Genomic DNA, 14,979 nt, shown 5'->3' with positions numbered 1-14,979 from the left:
CCACTTCCGCTGCGGCAAACCGTGCGACATCAAGCTGGCTATGTATCGTTCCAGAACAAATAACTATCTGAAATTTCTAACACACGGCCAATCGTACAGTACAGATCAAACCCTTGAGAAAATCGTTTTATCTAAACTGTCACCAGGTTCAAGCCTGTCCATTCCGCCGCGATGCCGGCTGGAACGTCGAGTCGCGATTCACCAGGAGGAAATAGAAAGAGACGCCAACCAGGGCCAACCCCGTCCCCGACAACGCCTTTGAAACGCCCAGAACGGGAATCAGCTTGCCGAGTGCCAGAGCGCCTAAAGGAATGCCCGCACGAAACGCCAGATTGTACACGCTCATCACCCGCCCGCGCATCGCATCCGTCGTCATGAGTTGTGCGAGCGAAAGCATAAACGAAGCAGATGCCATGATGGCGGCGCCGGCCAGGAACATCAGCACGCAGGAAAGCGGAAGCCACTTCGACACGGCAAACCCCGTGATGATGAGCCCCAGCAGGACGAGGATCAGCAGCGTCAGGCGCCCCTGCCCCTTCATCTTCTCCGACGCGGCAACGGCAAGCGCACCGCATATCGAACCTGCTCCCGAACACACCAGCAATACCGTGTAGGTCTCAGGCCCCCGATGAAAGACGTTCCGCACAAACACTGGAAGAAAACCGTTCAGCGAAAAACCGAACAGCGTCGTACAGAATGCCAGGATCACGAGCGCGATCATCCCATCGCGGTGACGTATGAAGCGCAGTCCTTCCTTCATACTCTTCAACACCGGCTCGCTCGATCTGGCCGGCACAAACTTCACTCGAATGATGAAGAGCGAGATGATCACGGCGATATACGAAAGGCCGTTCAACGTGAAGCACCAGGTTGCTCCCAGCGTCGTGTATGCCAACCCGCCAATCGTCGGACCCACGATGCGCGCCAGGTTGAACTGGATTGAGTTCATCGCGATTGCATTCGATAGATCTTCTGCATCCACCAGGCTCGGCAGCAACGCCGAGTAGGCAGGTCCGCCGAACGACTGCCCCACTCCCACCACAAACGACAGCGCCAGAATGTGCCACACCTGAACAGCATGCAGAACAAACAGCAGCGCAAGCAGAAAAGCACACACCATCTGGATGTATTGCGACGCCAGCAGCAGCTTCTGCCGGTCCAGCCGGTCAGCAAAAACTCCCCCGAACAGCGAAAACATCATGATGGGTAACTGGCCCAGAAAAAGATCCAGTCCAAGATAGAAAGGATCTTTCGTCAGGTCATAGATCAGCCAGCTCTGTGCGAACTGCTGCACGAACGTCCCTATCGTCGATACGCACGCCCCCATCCACATTAAGCGGAAGTCGCGATAGCGGAAGGCTCTGAAGATGCGTTCAAAGAAACGAGGGCTGCGAGACATTTGCGGCGGAAGACTGCTTTCTTATCGACCCGTGAGAAACAGATAATCAAATCGTACAGCGACCGACGCTAGAAAAGCGGATGCGGTAGCAACAGTTCCCGGTTATATGTCTGATACATATAAAGTTTGTGGTGGCCCGGGCAGGAGTCCAACCTGCGACCTTCGCGTTAGGAGTGCGCTTGAATAGCTGTAACACGATGCGACGCTTTGACACTTAATGCTCACAAAGCCCCTATAAATACAGGGTATTTATTACTTAGCTTGCGAGAAGAACTTTGCACTACGTCGCAAGGATTACGGGTTTGGTGTATCACATTCGTATCACACAAAAGCTCGTATCTAGGCTATGCTGAATCCCGAGGAGAACCAATGGCACGGCGGGCTGCACCAGTCGAAGGGGTCTACGAGAGGGTACCAGGCAGTGGAATCTGGCACGCAAGATATAGACAAAGTGGCAAGCTCGTCCGAAAGTCCTTTGGACGGGATAGAGCGGCTGCCATCGCTTATGTTGAGAAAGCTCGAACCCTGAAGCGGAGCGGCGAGGGCATAGTTCCCTCTTCCGCTAAGGTGCCGGTCCGGACGTTCGCAGAAATGAATGCGGTGCAGGAGGGGGTAACGGTCGGAGACCTGTGTGATGGCCTGCTGGCTCAGATTCAGACCAATCCTCAGCGGTATAAAGACCAACTAAACCCTCCGCAACGCCTTGGTGCTATCAAGAAACAGTTCGGCAATCGCAGTGCGGCGGGTCTAAAAGCGTTTGAGGTTAGCGACTGGCTAAGCAGCCTGAAAGTCGCACCAGCCACCAGCAATCGCTATAAAGCCATGTTCTCTGCCGTCTACAAGTACGGCAAGAACAGGTCACTGGTAACAGTCAATCCCGTTCGAGATGTGGAGCCAGAACCAGTCAGCAATGGCGTAATCAGGTATCTCACGCCTGCGGAGGAGAAACGCCTGCGTGAAGTGCTCCAGCAAGATGTAGACGCCTGCGGTCCTCGCAATCCTCAACGGAGGAAGAGAATGCTGCACCGCATTTACGAGTTTGAAGTGGCTCTAAAGACTGGGATGCGTAAAGGAGAACAGTACGGTCTCACATGGGACGACGTGGATTTTCATGCAAAGGAAATCTTGCTCCGGAATACCAAGAACGGAGCCAGTCGCACCGTCCACATGATTCCAAACGTCATAGTGGCGATGAAGGCGCTTCAGAAAATGAAGCTAGGGCGCAAAGACCGCTCCGAGGATAGACCAAACCAGTCACCTGACAACTCGGCGTTCGGTATCGGTGATAACAAGAACTGGTGGCTGTCTGCTCTGCGTAGAGCCAAAATCAAGAACCTTCGCTGGCACGATCTACGTCACACATTCTGCTCTCGACTAGCCCAGCAGGGTGTGAGCCTCAAGGTCATACAAGAGGCAGCAGGACACAAGACAATCCAGATGACTGCACGCTACGCTCACCTCGATAAGACAACACTAGTGAACGCACTGAACGTGCTCAATGACTAAATCCTGAAGGTGCAAAAACTAGTTCACAATACCCGGCGGCAGTCTGGAACTATAAACAGATGTAATTTTGACAGGTTGACGGTTTTGAGAACTCACCCTTAGCGAGAAGTATGCTGTGGGCGATAGCCTGTCTTCAAACGCAATCAAATGATGCATGGAATCTGGCGTTGCTCTGTGTACATAGAGACCAGTGTTATTTTCTATGAAATTAGACCCTGATCTCCTACCCATAAACGAGCGATCTATATTGCAGGGGCTATCGCAACTAATCTCAAATACTGGATTGTCAAATATGCCCCTAACATGAATATGAAGAGTCTGGACTGAATCCTGATTCCCTTGTCCAGGATTGCTGTTCATGTTGTTGGGGTGCTCATAATCAATGAATGGCTCCTGATCGAAATATGCCTGCGGTATCACAGGGTCGTTCACTCTAACGCTCTGGTCTACGTTGACGTGTTGGTCGCAGCCTCCATAGAAGCAACTGTTCTGCACACCGTTGTTTGTTCCGTTGTTGATGACCCCCTGATTGATTATTGGAGCCGGTAGAGGCGCGGCAGGCTGAGGTATTGACGATGGTGCGACCTCCACAGGTTTCGGAGCAGACCCGCGCAGTCGTGTGTGTTCTACCTTTGCCGGGTTCGCAATCGCCGCTCCCGGAATCATGATGATTTCTTCCGGTCCGGTTCGATGGACATCCGCCTGCACCGTCACAGCCTGGAATCCGTCTGCGGTCACAGTCAACCTGAGTGTCTGAGCGGTCGGCGCGAGGAGCAACTGAAATTGTCCGTTGCTGTCAGTCTTAATTGTCTGTCCGACATTCTGATCCGTCGTAGCTATGACAACCGCACCTGGGATGGCTTTACCTGCTCGGTCAGAAACGCGGCCTGCAAACGAGGTTTGAGCTTGAGTCGAGAGGCTTTCAGCGTTGGTTGGAATTTTCTCGATGGGCTGCTGGTGAATGAAGGCTTTTGCCAGACCGCACAAAGCTGCGAAGGCCGTTAACACTGCAACTGCTAAGCGCAGCCTCTGTCTCTTGGTGCTTTCTTCTTTTGGGGTTTTATCCGTCTTTATCTGATTGACTACATTGACGTTAACATGGTTTTCCACTGGGAGACCCTCCAAATTGTACGTTTACATTGTGAGTCCCCCTAATTGGGGTGTCAAGTATAAAGCACGACATGTAGTGTTGCCAGCGGAAATACCGTGACTTGTGTGCATATCAGGCTATTTGGAACCAAAACTAGCAACAAATAGCTGTGGAAGTCCCGATAATCGGCATTGATTCTTGGAGTTGAACAAACTTCAGCCCCGTGAGACGCACCCATTTTCCTTCCCCGATCCACAATATTTTCGCTTATTATTCGCCACATGACATGATCCCGTGCCTGACGGGAAGTTAGACAAAGAGGGGATGAATATATGCAGCAGACATATAAGCTCATCGCGGTTCCCTTCCTACGCCCGGAGGGAGACTACAAAGGACGCTTGGAAACCGTCACGTTTATCGCTGCATCAGAGCACGACACGCACAAATGGTGGTCCGTGAACGTTGGTACGTTTGAGAAGGATTTCGAGAAGATCGTCTCGCCGGAGTTAGCAAAGCATGTTGCAGAGAAACTGCGGGCGGGCGAAACAGTAGAGTTCCCGAACCGCTACGAGCTGGCACAGGTCAAAGGCGGGTTTGGTGGCAGGTGGGGAGACTAGCTGGCCAAATTTCATGGAGATGTGACGTTGAGGCTGTCAGAGGAGCAGTACCAGTCGTTACACCGATCAACGCCGCCAAAAGGGGAATCTAGTTAGATTCCTGCGATTAGCAGTCTCCTCTTTTGATTGCTAATTAGGAAGCTTCGGCACATACTAAATCCGCTCATCGAGCATGAGGGAGGTCAAAATGGCAGGAAGGAAAGCCACAGCAAAGAAAATTACTGTAGTCAGAAGTTCTGTGACGGGGAGATTCGTAAAAAAGAGTGCTGCGAAGAAGAAACCGCGCGAGACTGAAACTGAACACTACAAACGATCCTCAAAACGGTCACCGGGCAAGCGGTCATCGAAGTGACAACAGGTTGTATCAGACAGTGCTTGCCGTCAAAGGAAGCTCCCAAATTTAGCTGGCATTTTACCTAGCAACGTTCGAACTCACTGTATGGCACATTCCAAAAATCTTAGAGATGTTGCAGCCAGACTTGAACTAAAAAGTTCGGAGGCTGCACGGATAAAGTTTGAAGAAATGTGTGACAAGGAGAGAGATGAAGCCTTTGCAGCGATGACGAAAAATCAAGAAGAATACGACAAACAGTTATTAACACTGTCGTCTGCATTTCTTCTTCTCTCGTTGGCTTTTGTAAAAGACATCGTTCCAGTGGATCACGCGATATTTAGGGGATTGCTCTACGCATCATTTATTGCATTGGGTTGTTGCATCGCACTGGTATTGCTTTCATATCAAATCAGTATTTTTGTTCACGACAAGGCGAAAAAATACTGGGAGAAACAAAAGGCGAATGAACATGTCGATTTTCCTTTTAAAATGGCGGAACGTGTTCAATATTTGAATTGGGCTAACGGTGTAATTTTCCTCATTGGAGTTGCACTTTGCATCTGCTTTGTAATTATTAATTTCCATATGGACGTCACTTCTATGAAAAAAACTCCGATCATCGCTAATGACGGTTTGAACGTAAAAGTCCCTTCTCCTTCGGATACGTTTAACAAAGGGTTGAATGTAAAGGTGCCTGCATCACCTTCAAAACCGACACAACAACCAACAGGTAACACTAAGAAGTAGGATTTTGCGAAAGTGAGGTCAGAACCGCATGGCACAACAAAATGGTGGCAAGGATAGTGCGCCGTTGAAGCTCCCGCCAACGGGCAATAAAAAGGCAGGCATACCAATCAAAGTTCCGCCACCACCTCCACCGAAAAAGTGAGTCTGGCGTTCCTTACGCAGAGCCGAATACGCGAAATTTTTGTTTGTTATCTCATTGATTGCACTGAATTTAGGCGTTGACTGAAAGACAGCTTCAGGGGATGATTCAGCTCGTACTAAATTCCCCTTACGGAGCTTCAAATTGAACGTTACTGTTTCGTCGCCTTCATCCTCTGGTTCTCTCGTCTCCAAACTTTTCACCGTAGCCAACTCACTCCAGCAATGGGGCGGCGAATATGAAACGTTGTCTGCCTTGACCACTCACACAGCTGCACAGCGTGCGCGGATGATCGACCTCCGCTCCAGCATCGACATCTACGAAGCCTTCGTCGGTGAACTTGGAGAACTACCGATATACAGGTGTCTAGATCGTGCGAATTGGCCAACGAGGAGCAATTGAATCATGACGAAAGAAGAGATGTATCGAGCATGGAAAGATGAGGGTCTAAAGGAGCCTCTAACACCCTGCGAAGAGTGGAACCGATTGCTCAATGAGTTCAACGAACTTGACGACAAAGAGATAGTCTCTGAATCGCATAGCCAACAGTTCTACACTACTTACAAACTGCTCAGAGAGCACCAGGAAGGCTGTCCCATGTGTAGAGTCTTCCCTAAGCCCGTTCCATATACCAAATCGAACTAGATTACCCCTGCTCTCACAATCGAGGGCAGGGGCTTTATCCAAATCGAGGTCACGATGAATCAGACGTTCCGTAAAATCATCCATCGCTACACTGTCGAGTTCGAGCAAGACGAAGAAAGTGGGAACTGGGGAGCCTTCGCAGTGGATCTCCCAATAGTCGCTGCGGGAGGCGATACATTCGAGGAAGTGGAGCAGAAGATGGATGAAGGCATTCTTCTGCACATCCAAGGACTAAAGGAAGACGGTCTGCTTGTCCCAGAGCCATCCGGCGAGTTCAGGGTTATCGAATGAAAGTTGTCACGAAAATCAACGTCATTGAACCAGGTGCACAGTCAGCACCAGAGCCTGCCCCTTACTGGCTGAAGAGCAGCACGCTGGTCTGGTTCATCATCACTCTTGTGTCGCTGGCTGTTATCTATGCTCTTTGAAGGTCTGCCCAAGTTTCTATCAGATCGAAGACCTCATGCTTTTCGATTAGCTGATAGGAAAAGCTGAACCTTTCATGAAGATGGTGCAGTACGGCATATTCTCCCTGTGGCTCATTCCATGATGCAGATTCCATACAGATACGGATTACTTCAGGGTTTGTTGTGCGGATGGTTACAGGCAGCTTTTTGTTTGCGTACTCCCTGCCCATGCTCGACCTTGCCAGACGATTCCAAGGAAGCGCAGACAATGCGTTCAGGACTGCCCACATTTCACGATTTGAGTAGAGCTTGCAGATTGCTCCACCGATAGAAGCGTAGTGCAGAGGTCCAGTGACTCGGTAAATAGCATCCCGATTAAGGCTGGCGACTGTAATGATGATCGGTTTGTTCATCGGGCACCAACCGTCTCTGCCCATTGCCTGAGCTTCGCTGTTGCCTCTTCATCTAGCCGCGTCCATAGCAACACCTCAAAGCGTTGCAACAGACTGTGCAGTTCCTGTGCCTCTTGAGGAAGCTCTGAAGCATCTTCAAGCGAGGCGAGATAGTGGCAGGACTCAATCAGTTCAGAGCCATCGCTGTAGAACATGAGCTTCAACCGTTTGCCCTTTGACTTCCCGTCATTGATACGGCGGGTAATTGAGAGCCAGGGAATCTTTGAAAGCCCTGCGACTGTTGCTCTCAGTGCTGGATTGTCTGAGTACACCGATGCGCTCTTGTGGCTCAACGAGCGACCTCCAACAAGGTGATACACGCCTGTGTTGTTGAAACTGGTGACGGTTAGTTGCAATAGCCTCATGCCTGCACCAACCCTGCCTGCCACGCTCTCAGCTCTTCAATAGCTGGGTCAGTTGATTCAACAAGCTCCCATGTGATGTCAAACGAACGCAACCTGCTTGCAAGCTGGCCATGTACGGGCGATGAATTAGTCAGTTCATCGAGTGCAGCAACGGTGTCAATGAGCTTCTGCGAGGATGTGATTACTTTGAGGGGCAACTTGGGGCCATTGTTGTTACGGCCAAAGACTGCGCTCATAAAAGAGCGAAACGGGATGTTGCAAACGACCGTGAGGAGTGCAGAAATTTCCGTGTCGTATCGGGGTGTATTGAAGCCGGTTTGGAAGGTCTGAAAAGGGCCATAAAAAGACCAGATAGAACTGGTAGTGGTAGATGCGATGGTTGCCACTGCGGGCGTGTTTTGCATTAGTGTGTGTCTTTCTTTGGTGCAATAGCAAAATGCCTGCCACCATCCACGCGGGACGATGACAGGCTTGTTGCTTATTCAGTTGTTAGAGGTTAGGCGTGCGTCTTAAGAGCAACGAGACTCGGGGAGCCAGCTTGCGAGGTGTTAAATCCGCCTGCCCTGGTGTAGCCGATATAGCCAACCTCATTCAGTTCTGCGAACCGCTCACGCAGCTGAACGATACGCATTCCTGAGTTGACATTGCGGAGCGTGTAGCTTGCCTGCAAATCGCCAAACAGAATTGGTGTCTTCGATGCTGCCACGGCGTCCGCATACTGCGAGATGACAATCGGACGACCGAACAGAGTGCCAAAGGGCACTGCTCCTGCCTCAGTGAGCAGCGGACGCCCATAGTTGTCAGTCAGGCCCATCAGAAAATTACGGGTCGAAGCACTCATAGTGAAACTGCTCTGCTCGACATATGCAGGATCAAGACCAGCATATGTGGCCAGCAGCTCCTGATATGTGATGGCCGTGGGAGCCGCAGTTGTCACCGCAGTGGCAGCACCAGTGACGATAGAAGCGATGTTGCTACCGTTGCCCTGCTGAATGAACTTCGAGAGACCTCGATAGTAACGCTTGGCGAAGGTGTCACGTACAAAGCTGTCGATGTCGAACGCACTGTCTTCAATGAGCGACACGCTGACCTTGACCAGGCCAGTAGTCATCTCATCCGTGTTCGATGTGAACCCGCTTACGCCAGGATCATTTTCACTCACAGCAGTTGCTTCGCTGATGAGAGACAGACCGTTTGCAGTGTCGTCACTCAAACTCACGCGAAGCGGAGCACCGTTCGCCGTGTTGAAATTGCGAACTGCACCAGCGAGAGCACCCCACGACTTCTGAGCAATGTGGAACTGAGGATCAAAGCCAGTCGGAACCAGAACGCCACCGCCAGTGATAGGCCCAGCAATCGGACCCACACCGAGGTCACGAGTCTCTGCACGGCGGATGAAGTCACGGTTCTCTGCCGATACCTGCCCAGTGCGCAGCCACTCAGAGAAGGCACGCTTCTCGTTTTCCTTGCGGTCAGCACCTTCGATTTCTGCACCGGGGTTGCTGCGGGGCGGACGGCCTGAGTTCTGGGCAGAGCGGATGGAAGCATTCACTTCCTCTGCACGCTGCGCACGCTCCAGGTCACCCTTAATCTCCTCTACCGTCTTGGAAAGCGCATCAAATGCACTGCGGTTTTCAGGCGTCATTTCCTTCTGCGCAATCGCGCTGAGGTCGTGGAGGGCTTTGTTGTACTGCTCAGTAATGCTACGAATATCCATTGTTTGTTTGCTTTCTTGCTGCGTTTCGCAGCGATAGGTAGGCGCACACTCCTCCTGTGGAGGGTCTGCGTGAAATTTGGGTGGGAATTACTGCACACACTCCGTGGAGCGTCGGCAGTTCAATGACTAGCGGGTTCGTTGGGCAGTGATGCGGAGGCTGTCGAGCTTTAGCTTCATGTACCTGCGATAACGCTCTGCATCCGCTGTTGCATCTGCATTCTTAGTGTTAGCCAGTTTCTGCCTCACACTATCGGGAACGGAACGCATAGACACAGATGTGGCGTCATACGCAGGTAGACTCACCACGGAAATTTCGTACAAGTTAACCTTGAGAAGTGAGCGAACCAGCTTATCGCCAGCGTTAGCCCATGAATCTTCCAAGGTTACAAATCCGAAGCTCATCCCCGAGATGTCACCACGTCGGATTAATTCCGCCACGTCTGCTGCCTGCGTTGTGTTGGGCAGTTTGCAACTGAAACGTACACCGATGGAATCCTCAACGAGAGTCAAGGTTCCTGATGTCGTCCTGCCCAGGAGGATCGTGAGTGTGTGGTCCCGGAGACAGAGCACGTCTGGATTGTTTGCCAGCGACGCTGTAACCGCGCCAGGGGCCACTATCTCTGTGAACCCGCCTAAATCAGTGCTTGGCGAGTTGTAGACGATACAGTAGCCGCTAATGGTCTTGGAACCGTCTGCGTTTGGTTGAACGCGAAGCTCTTTAGCCTGTTGATAACGGATTTCCTTATGGTTCATCATTGGTACCTACTTCTGTTGTGGCGTCATCGGCCATAGTGCCTTCAGGAGGCGCGGGAGCAGCAGCAGCAGGAACACTAGCCGAAGCGTCTAGCAACTTCTCACCAGACGTGGCAGATACAACAGTCATGTTGACGGGGATCAACAGACTATCTCCCCAGACTTGGTTGTCCAAGCTAGGCAGACCAAGCAGATGCCTGCCTTCATTCGCTGTAGCAATCGACCACTGCCGCATCGTTGTTACGGCAGCTGCGACACTTTCCCAGTCACCACGAAGGCGTTCAGAAAGGTCGAACTTGGCTACAAGACCAGAGGTTGGAGCAAACAGCTTTCGATTGATTTCTGCCTCTATGCGAGAGCACAGAGCACGAATCGTTGAGGCATAAAACTCTTTGTTCTGCTCCTGCATGTTGGAGTTTGAAATCTTCTGCTGTTCGCCAACGAATGATGCCGGTACACGGTAGATAGCAGCTATGTCCGAACGCTGATAGGCGCGAGTCTCTAGAAACTGCGCTTCTTCAGGGCTGATGCCGATCTTGGTAAGAGTCAAATTCTGGTCGAGCACTGCAACACGATGTTGGTTGTCACCAGACTGCAACGCTTCAAAATCAGCTCTAATGCGAGACTTATCTTCCGCTTTAACCCGTTCTGCCGTAGACAGCGCAAGTAGAGGAACCGAACCATTACGGAACAATCGTGAACCGTATTTTTCAGCCCCAATTGAGAGACCAATAGCGCGGGCTGCCTGTTGAATAGGCGACAGGCCTACGAGACCATCCCAGCTTGTGAGGGGAACATGTAGAACATCGGATGCTTTCAGAATGCGCTTCTGTCCACCGTCCTCTGTCTCATATGCGAGGTCACCAGAGGGCAGGCGTACAGGTCGTGTCAATCTCGGATGCAGCGGCCACAGCGCGATTGGTACACCGTTGCTACGTTGGATCTGGGCATACGCATTGCCGGTCAAGTTCAGATGAACAGTTAGCGTCTCGAAAAAACTAAACGCAGTCATCTCAGAATTAGGTTCAGCACTCAAGAGACGATAAAGAGGGCTGTTTACCTGTTGCGTAATGCCTTTATCAGTCACCTTGTGGAGACACAGAGGCAAAGAGGCAACCGATTCGCCCAATGTCTTGATGCAACTGAACACCGTTGCCTGTCTCATAGCCGTATATTCGTTTACTACTTCGCCCGCATCGCTGCCCCAACCACCTCCTAAGATTTCAAAGGCAGCTGGACTCGATAGGGGTATCTGCGGGTTTTCTAAACTGGAGCGTCTTTCGGGAGGAGATAGACCAAGTTGAATCATGGTTTACGACCCCGCAACGTCTTGGACGGGGCCGGTAATCTTCAGCTCCAAATCGAAAGTCGAAGCATCGGAAACAGCAGCAGACGGCATAGGAGCCGAACTCACATAAGCAGAGAACTTCTTGAGCAGGCCAACGGTCTGAGTGCCTACAGGTGGGTACTGGAGCTTACAGGTAAGTTTCGTCTGAGCCTGAAAAGCAGCCAGCAACATCAATTGGCCGGGGTCCGATGGATTAGCTACACAGGTACTGGACAACGTGCCGGAATCGAGCGTAGTAGGTAGAGTCTCAACGAACGCGCTAGGTGAATCGAGATTGGTGATGTCGGCAAAGTTCGACTTCTGACCGCTCGATGTGATTTTCTGCAACTGCTTTACTGCGGTAAACGTGGTGCCGTCAGTCGAAATCGAAAGACTTGCACCCTTGCCTGTAAAGGCAACGGATTGTGACATGAATTGTTCTTTCTGTGCACACACCTCCGAGAGAGGGTCTGCAAAATAGGTGGGGAATAAAAATCCCAGCCGGTAAAAGGGCTGGGCTGTGTTAGATTTCGTTTCGGCGTGGTTGCGCCTGATGTTGCTTGCAGCGGGTTAGCTGCGAATCTTTTTTAGCGAATTGTCATATTGAAACAGATCATCATCACGAAAGAACTCTGCCCAAGTTTTATCGTCGCCTGTGAGCTGTGCTGCATCGGCCTCTTCCAGACGGATGTATTCATCACGTGAGAGCTGACCTGAGAGTAGTTGCTGAGATCGAATGATGTTTCTATCTGTGTAATCGCCGGTTATTGTGGTGTCAGACGGGGTTGTTGCTGAAGCTGTGGCAACACGGGCACGAAACTTTTCAAGAAGACTTGCGAGTTTGTTTAGTTCGCTGGTCTTCGCCACGCCTGCACGTTGCCGCGCGAGAATGACAGCTGCAATTTCAATCAAGAGACGGTCGGCCTCAATGAGACCGGGACACGTAGTCATGATTTCTTTGTGCGCCGCACGCTCTTCTTTGCTAAAGTGTCGAGGTGCGCGGAAGCGAGTCGCGTGCACACTATGCAAATCGTTTGAAGCCTCTTTAGCATTCAAACGTGCAGCATACCGCCCTTTATTGGCTTGATAGGTGCCACTTAGCTTGAGTTGTTCAACAGTTTTTCTAGGGCGGGGCATGACAAAACCTCACATAATCTATACTTATGATTGTTCATATAGCATTATGAGTTTTTATATTGTTTAGTTGATGCGTTTTTCTGACTCGGGCTGAGTCAAACTGGGTCGACTTTGGAGGTTTTAAAGGCCCCCTACGCCTGCGTTGCGTTGTTCGTCTTGCCAAGAGATCATGAACTGTGACCGGAGCATAATAGGTAAATGCCTCTAACAGACGAGAAAATCACAGCACAATTCAACGCTCTCCAATTGGAGGCGGCCCAAATTCTTCGGCAGTGTCGGTGGGACGGTGAAAACTATTATTCACACCCCAATCAAATTGAATATCAGCGATGGAGAACACAAGCTATCAATCTGATCGAACGTGTTTGTGGTCGAACTAGCACGCACTATAAGGACATACGTTCTATCGCTGAAACTCCTGAGAGCAAATTAAACGGCTATTACTTTGTAGACTGCCTTGGCATTCTCGAAGCCGCAAGTAAAGACTATGCGGATGGCTTACTAAGTGAAATCCGGACTTTGGTGCGTGCGGAGCTGCTAGATGATTTCTTGACACAAGCAGATGCCCTATTCAAGCAGGGTTATCACGTACCAGCCGCTTCAGTTGCTGGTGCGGTCCTGGAAGATACACTGCGCAAACTATGCGATAAGAACGGCATTGTGTACGATCCAGCAAAGTCGAATCTGAACGTGTTAAACACGGAACTTGCGAAAGCCGAGGTTTACGACAAGCTCGTACAGAAGAGAATCACTGCTGAGGCGGATCTACGCAACTCTGCCGATCATGGGCAGTTTGCTAAGGTCAAAGTGAACGACGTTGAAGACATGTTGTCCTGGGTGCGCCGTTTCGTTGAAGAACATCTAACTTAGGCAACCCAGAACAAACCCAAACCCCACCGTGCGCGCTCCAGACTGATTTTCCCTGTCGTTACCCTGGTCCGATCCCATAGTCTCAGATCCAGCGATAGCTGCAATCGGACCCGGCGGCAATGTTAGGGCAGCAGCCGAAAGAGAGGCAGCAGGGAAAACCTAGGCGAACTCCTGCTGCCTGAACGACGGCATCAAACCATCGGGGCGTCTGCGTTGATTAGGCGTGGGCGACTTGCCAGCCCCAGCATGGCCTCTGGGTACTGGCCTCGATGTGAGAAATGGGCGGGAACAGCCAAGGAAAATATGAGAAACCTCGACTGCTCCCATCATTGCGTGGAGTGGACGCAACTAGTCCATTGTGAAGGGTGGCAGGGAGCGCAGCCCGCAATAGCACGCTACAACCTGCCCTAACTGCCGGACGCTCATGTCAAACAATAGCCCTTCGTACAGCGACAACACGAAACCGAACAGGAGAGAACGATTCGTGCGTGCTGATGTCAAGATGAAATGCGGAAGCAGCAGGCCACCGAGCGAACTGCTTCCGCTGGCAACAGGAAAAGGAAACCCCGAAAGGGGCAAGGACAACCTGTGCCAAAACTTGATTAGTGGATGAACTTCTCTGCCCGTGTCTCAGAGAGCGTCGCGCGTAGCTGCGGCATTCGGTCCTCAACCTCCCAGCAAGTCTTCTCAAGGTCAGCGCGGACATCAATCAGCAGCGCACACATACGGCCTGCCTGCGTCCTATCGTCGGTCACGTCTATGGGATGGTTTTCTGCTAAGGCTTGAATCAGTTCATTTACCGTAACGATGGCCTCAAGCAATTCTTCGTAATCTAGATAATCCGGCTGCTGGCCAACGGCCAGTCTGCCCAAATTGTTTAAGTGGGAACGGAACACGAACAGAAGGTCTTCAACACCGTCCGTCTTTACTGTCTTTTGTTCCTCCACAATCGTTTCGACCAGGAGCCGGAACAAGCTGCTTTCGATTTCGTAATGGTTCATCAGCTCCATGGCTTTTACCTTTTCTATATGTGTAGTACGGAAAACACCCAAAATGCGCGGGGGCACGTCGAAAAAAGTGAAAATATTTTGACGGGATGCACACTGTGCATTTTTTGGAGGGCGTGCACACTATGCAAAGTGCAGCAGGACGGGGAGGGGGCGGCGGGAACTGGGGTGGGGCGCTACGCGCTACCTTTTGCCTACGGCGTTCTGCCCAAAAGACTGTTTTGTAACCTTGATTTTTGAAAAAACTTTTCGATTACATTGTTTGATTACATGCACTCATACAGTGGGGGTCCGGACAGCCTAAGGGCTGCCGTCCCCTCTGAGCAACGCTCCAATTCAATACCAGTGATGTATTTGAAAACCTGGAAGCACGATTTACAGCTAACCACCTATAAATAAGCAGGTTGAGCTGGAGTGCTCGTATCTCACATGAGGATTTTAGCCGGTTGGACGAGGGGCAGAATCTT

The 14,979-nt window shown here is 51.1% G+C and carries 18 protein-coding genes; 6 read left to right on the top strand and 12 right to left on the bottom strand.

Annotated features, from left to right (window positions below; translation table 11 throughout):
* Positions 1–148: 148 nt before the first annotated feature.
* Positions 149–1,399 (bottom strand): MFS transporter, encoded by a 1,251-nt coding sequence (locus JSS95_03910; protein MBS1798950.1) that lies wholly within the window; start codon positions 1,397–1,399, stop codon positions 149–151.
* Positions 1,400–1,990: 591 nt separating this feature from the next.
* Between JSS95_03910 and JSS95_03905 the strand changes: the two genes are divergently transcribed.
* The gene (locus JSS95_03905) at positions 1,991–2,905 is read left to right on the top strand and encodes a site-specific integrase (GenBank protein MBS1798949.1); all 915 of its coding nucleotides are present in this window, start codon (positions 1,991–1,993) and stop codon (positions 2,903–2,905) included.
* 18 nt (positions 2,906–2,923) lie between these two features.
* Here JSS95_03905 and JSS95_03900 read toward each other — a convergent pair whose 3' ends face one another.
* Positions 2,924–4,015, bottom strand: a complete 1,092-nt coding sequence (locus JSS95_03900; GenBank protein MBS1798948.1) for a carboxypeptidase regulatory-like domain-containing protein — start codon at positions 4,013–4,015, stop codon at positions 2,924–2,926.
* 312 nt (positions 4,016–4,327) lie between these two features.
* Between JSS95_03900 and JSS95_03895 the strand changes: the two genes are divergently transcribed.
* Positions 4,328–4,612: a hypothetical protein gene (locus JSS95_03895; protein MBS1798947.1), complete on the top strand. Its 285-nt coding sequence runs from the start codon at positions 4,328–4,330 to the stop codon at positions 4,610–4,612.
* A gap of 439 nt (positions 4,613–5,051) precedes the next feature.
* Positions 5,052–5,693, top strand: coding sequence for a hypothetical protein (locus JSS95_03890; protein ID MBS1798946.1), 642 nt, complete (start codon positions 5,052–5,054; stop codon positions 5,691–5,693).
* An 18-nt stretch (positions 5,694–5,711) separates the two neighbouring features.
* Here the strand turns inward: JSS95_03890 and JSS95_03885 are convergent, their stop codons facing one another.
* On the bottom strand, positions 5,712–6,044 hold the full coding sequence (locus JSS95_03885) for a hypothetical protein (GenBank protein MBS1798945.1): 333 nt from the start codon (positions 6,042–6,044) through the stop codon (positions 5,712–5,714).
* Between the two features lie 487 nt (positions 6,045–6,531).
* Here JSS95_03885 and JSS95_03880 point away from each other — a divergent pair, with 487 nt between their 5' ends.
* Both JSS95_03880 and JSS95_03875 read left to right on the top strand, forming a co-directional pair.
* Positions 6,532–6,768, top strand: a complete 237-nt coding sequence (locus tag JSS95_03880; protein MBS1798944.1) for a type II toxin-antitoxin system HicB family antitoxin — start codon at positions 6,532–6,534, stop codon at positions 6,766–6,768.
* Entirely contained in the window at positions 6,765–6,905 is a 141-nt protein-coding gene (locus JSS95_03875; protein MBS1798943.1) for a hypothetical protein, read from the top strand. The genes JSS95_03880 and JSS95_03875 overlap by 4 nt, the downstream gene beginning before the upstream one ends.
* On the opposite strand, the gene JSS95_03870 is transcribed toward JSS95_03875, so the two are convergent.
* The 8 genes from JSS95_03870 to JSS95_03835 all read right to left on the bottom strand — a co-directional run bounded on the left by JSS95_03870 (position 6,893) and on the right by JSS95_03835 (position 12,635).
* Positions 6,893–7,297: a hypothetical protein gene (locus JSS95_03870; protein ID MBS1798942.1), complete on the bottom strand. Its 405-nt coding sequence runs from the start codon at positions 7,295–7,297 to the stop codon at positions 6,893–6,895. The genes JSS95_03875 and JSS95_03870 overlap by 13 nt on opposite strands.
* Positions 7,294–7,725, bottom strand: a complete 432-nt coding sequence (locus JSS95_03865; protein ID MBS1798941.1) for a hypothetical protein — start codon at positions 7,723–7,725, stop codon at positions 7,294–7,296. The genes JSS95_03870 and JSS95_03865 overlap by 4 nt, the downstream gene beginning before the upstream one ends.
* A complete protein-coding gene (locus JSS95_03860; protein MBS1798940.1) occupies positions 7,698–8,105 on the bottom strand; it encodes a hypothetical protein in 408 nt (135 codons plus the stop codon). Before JSS95_03860 ends, JSS95_03865 begins: the two co-directional genes overlap by 28 nt.
* Before the next feature lie 92 nt (positions 8,106–8,197).
* Complete coding sequence (locus JSS95_03855; protein ID MBS1798939.1) at positions 8,198–9,418, bottom strand: phage major capsid protein; 1,221 nt, start codon at positions 9,416–9,418, stop codon at positions 8,198–8,200.
* A 126-nt stretch (positions 9,419–9,544) separates the two neighbouring features.
* Entirely contained in the window at positions 9,545–10,174 is a 630-nt protein-coding gene (locus tag JSS95_03850; protein ID MBS1798938.1) for an HK97 family phage prohead protease, read from the bottom strand.
* On the bottom strand, positions 10,161–11,480 hold the full coding sequence (locus tag JSS95_03845) for a phage portal protein (protein MBS1798937.1): 1,320 nt from the start codon (positions 11,478–11,480) through the stop codon (positions 10,161–10,163). Before JSS95_03845 ends, JSS95_03850 begins: the two co-directional genes overlap by 14 nt.
* A gap of 3 nt (positions 11,481–11,483) precedes the next feature.
* Entirely contained in the window at positions 11,484–11,930 is a 447-nt protein-coding gene (locus JSS95_03840) for a hypothetical protein (GenBank protein MBS1798936.1), read from the bottom strand.
* 138 nt (positions 11,931–12,068) lie between these two features.
* Entirely contained in the window at positions 12,069–12,635 is a 567-nt protein-coding gene (locus tag JSS95_03835) for a hypothetical protein (GenBank protein ID MBS1798935.1), read from the bottom strand.
* Positions 12,636–12,833: 198 nt separating this feature from the next.
* On the opposite strand from JSS95_03835, the gene JSS95_03830 reads away from it, so the two are divergent.
* Complete coding sequence (locus tag JSS95_03830; GenBank protein MBS1798934.1) at positions 12,834–13,505, top strand: DUF4145 domain-containing protein; 672 nt, start codon at positions 12,834–12,836, stop codon at positions 13,503–13,505.
* A 602-nt stretch (positions 13,506–14,107) separates the two neighbouring features.
* On the opposite strand, the gene JSS95_03825 is transcribed toward JSS95_03830, so the two are convergent.
* Positions 14,108–14,515 carry a hypothetical protein gene (locus tag JSS95_03825; protein MBS1798933.1) on the bottom strand — a complete coding sequence of 136 codons (408 nt, stop codon included), beginning with the start codon at positions 14,513–14,515 and terminating at the stop codon, positions 14,108–14,110.
* Positions 14,516–14,979: the final 464 nt, after the last annotated feature.

The organism is Acidobacteriota bacterium, assembly GCA_018268895.1.
Classification (GTDB): domain Bacteria; phylum Acidobacteriota; class Terriglobia; order Terriglobales; family Acidobacteriaceae; genus Edaphobacter.
The sequence above is the reverse complement of the archived record's forward strand: the minus strand, read 5'-3'. Positions and strand labels throughout refer to the sequence as shown.

What these genes read in the sequence shown, in the direction of transcription:
- JSS95_03910 (MBS1798950.1), bottom strand. Translation starts at nt 1,399, where the DNA reads ATGTCTCGCAGCCCTCGTTTCTTTGAACGCATCTTCAGAGCCTTCCGC.
- JSS95_03905 (MBS1798949.1), top strand. Translation starts at nt 1,991, where the DNA reads ATGAATGCGGTGCAGGAGGGGGTAACGGTCGGAGACCTGTGTGATGGC.
- JSS95_03895 (MBS1798947.1), top strand. Translation starts at nt 4,328, where the DNA reads ATGCAGCAGACATATAAGCTCATCGCGGTTCCCTTCCTACGCCCGGAG.
- JSS95_03890 (MBS1798946.1), top strand. Translation starts at nt 5,052, where the DNA reads ATGGCACATTCCAAAAATCTTAGAGATGTTGCAGCCAGACTTGAACTA.
- JSS95_03880 (MBS1798944.1), top strand. Translation starts at nt 6,532, where the DNA reads ATGAATCAGACGTTCCGTAAAATCATCCATCGCTACACTGTCGAGTTC.
- JSS95_03875 (MBS1798943.1), top strand. Translation starts at nt 6,765, where the DNA reads ATGAAAGTTGTCACGAAAATCAACGTCATTGAACCAGGTGCACAGTCA.
- JSS95_03870 (MBS1798942.1), bottom strand. Translation starts at nt 7,297, where the DNA reads ATGAACAAACCGATCATCATTACAGTCGCCAGCCTTAATCGGGATGCT.
- JSS95_03860 (MBS1798940.1), bottom strand. Translation starts at nt 8,105, where the DNA reads ATGCAAAACACGCCCGCAGTGGCAACCATCGCATCTACCACTACCAGT.
- JSS95_03855 (MBS1798939.1), bottom strand. Translation starts at nt 9,418, where the DNA reads ATGGATATTCGTAGCATTACTGAGCAGTACAACAAAGCCCTCCACGAC.
- JSS95_03850 (MBS1798938.1), bottom strand. Translation starts at nt 10,174, where the DNA reads ATGATGAACCATAAGGAAATCCGTTATCAACAGGCTAAAGAGCTTCGC.
- JSS95_03845 (MBS1798937.1), bottom strand. Translation starts at nt 11,480, where the DNA reads ATGATTCAACTTGGTCTATCTCCTCCCGAAAGACGCTCCAGTTTAGAA.
- JSS95_03840 (MBS1798936.1), bottom strand. Translation starts at nt 11,930, where the DNA reads ATGTCACAATCCGTTGCCTTTACAGGCAAGGGTGCAAGTCTTTCGATT.
- JSS95_03835 (MBS1798935.1), bottom strand. Translation starts at nt 12,635, where the DNA reads ATGCCCCGCCCTAGAAAAACTGTTGAACAACTCAAGCTAAGTGGCACC.
- JSS95_03830 (MBS1798934.1), top strand. Translation starts at nt 12,834, where the DNA reads ATGCCTCTAACAGACGAGAAAATCACAGCACAATTCAACGCTCTCCAA.
- JSS95_03825 (MBS1798933.1), bottom strand. Translation starts at nt 14,515, where the DNA reads ATGGAGCTGATGAACCATTACGAAATCGAAAGCAGCTTGTTCCGGCTC.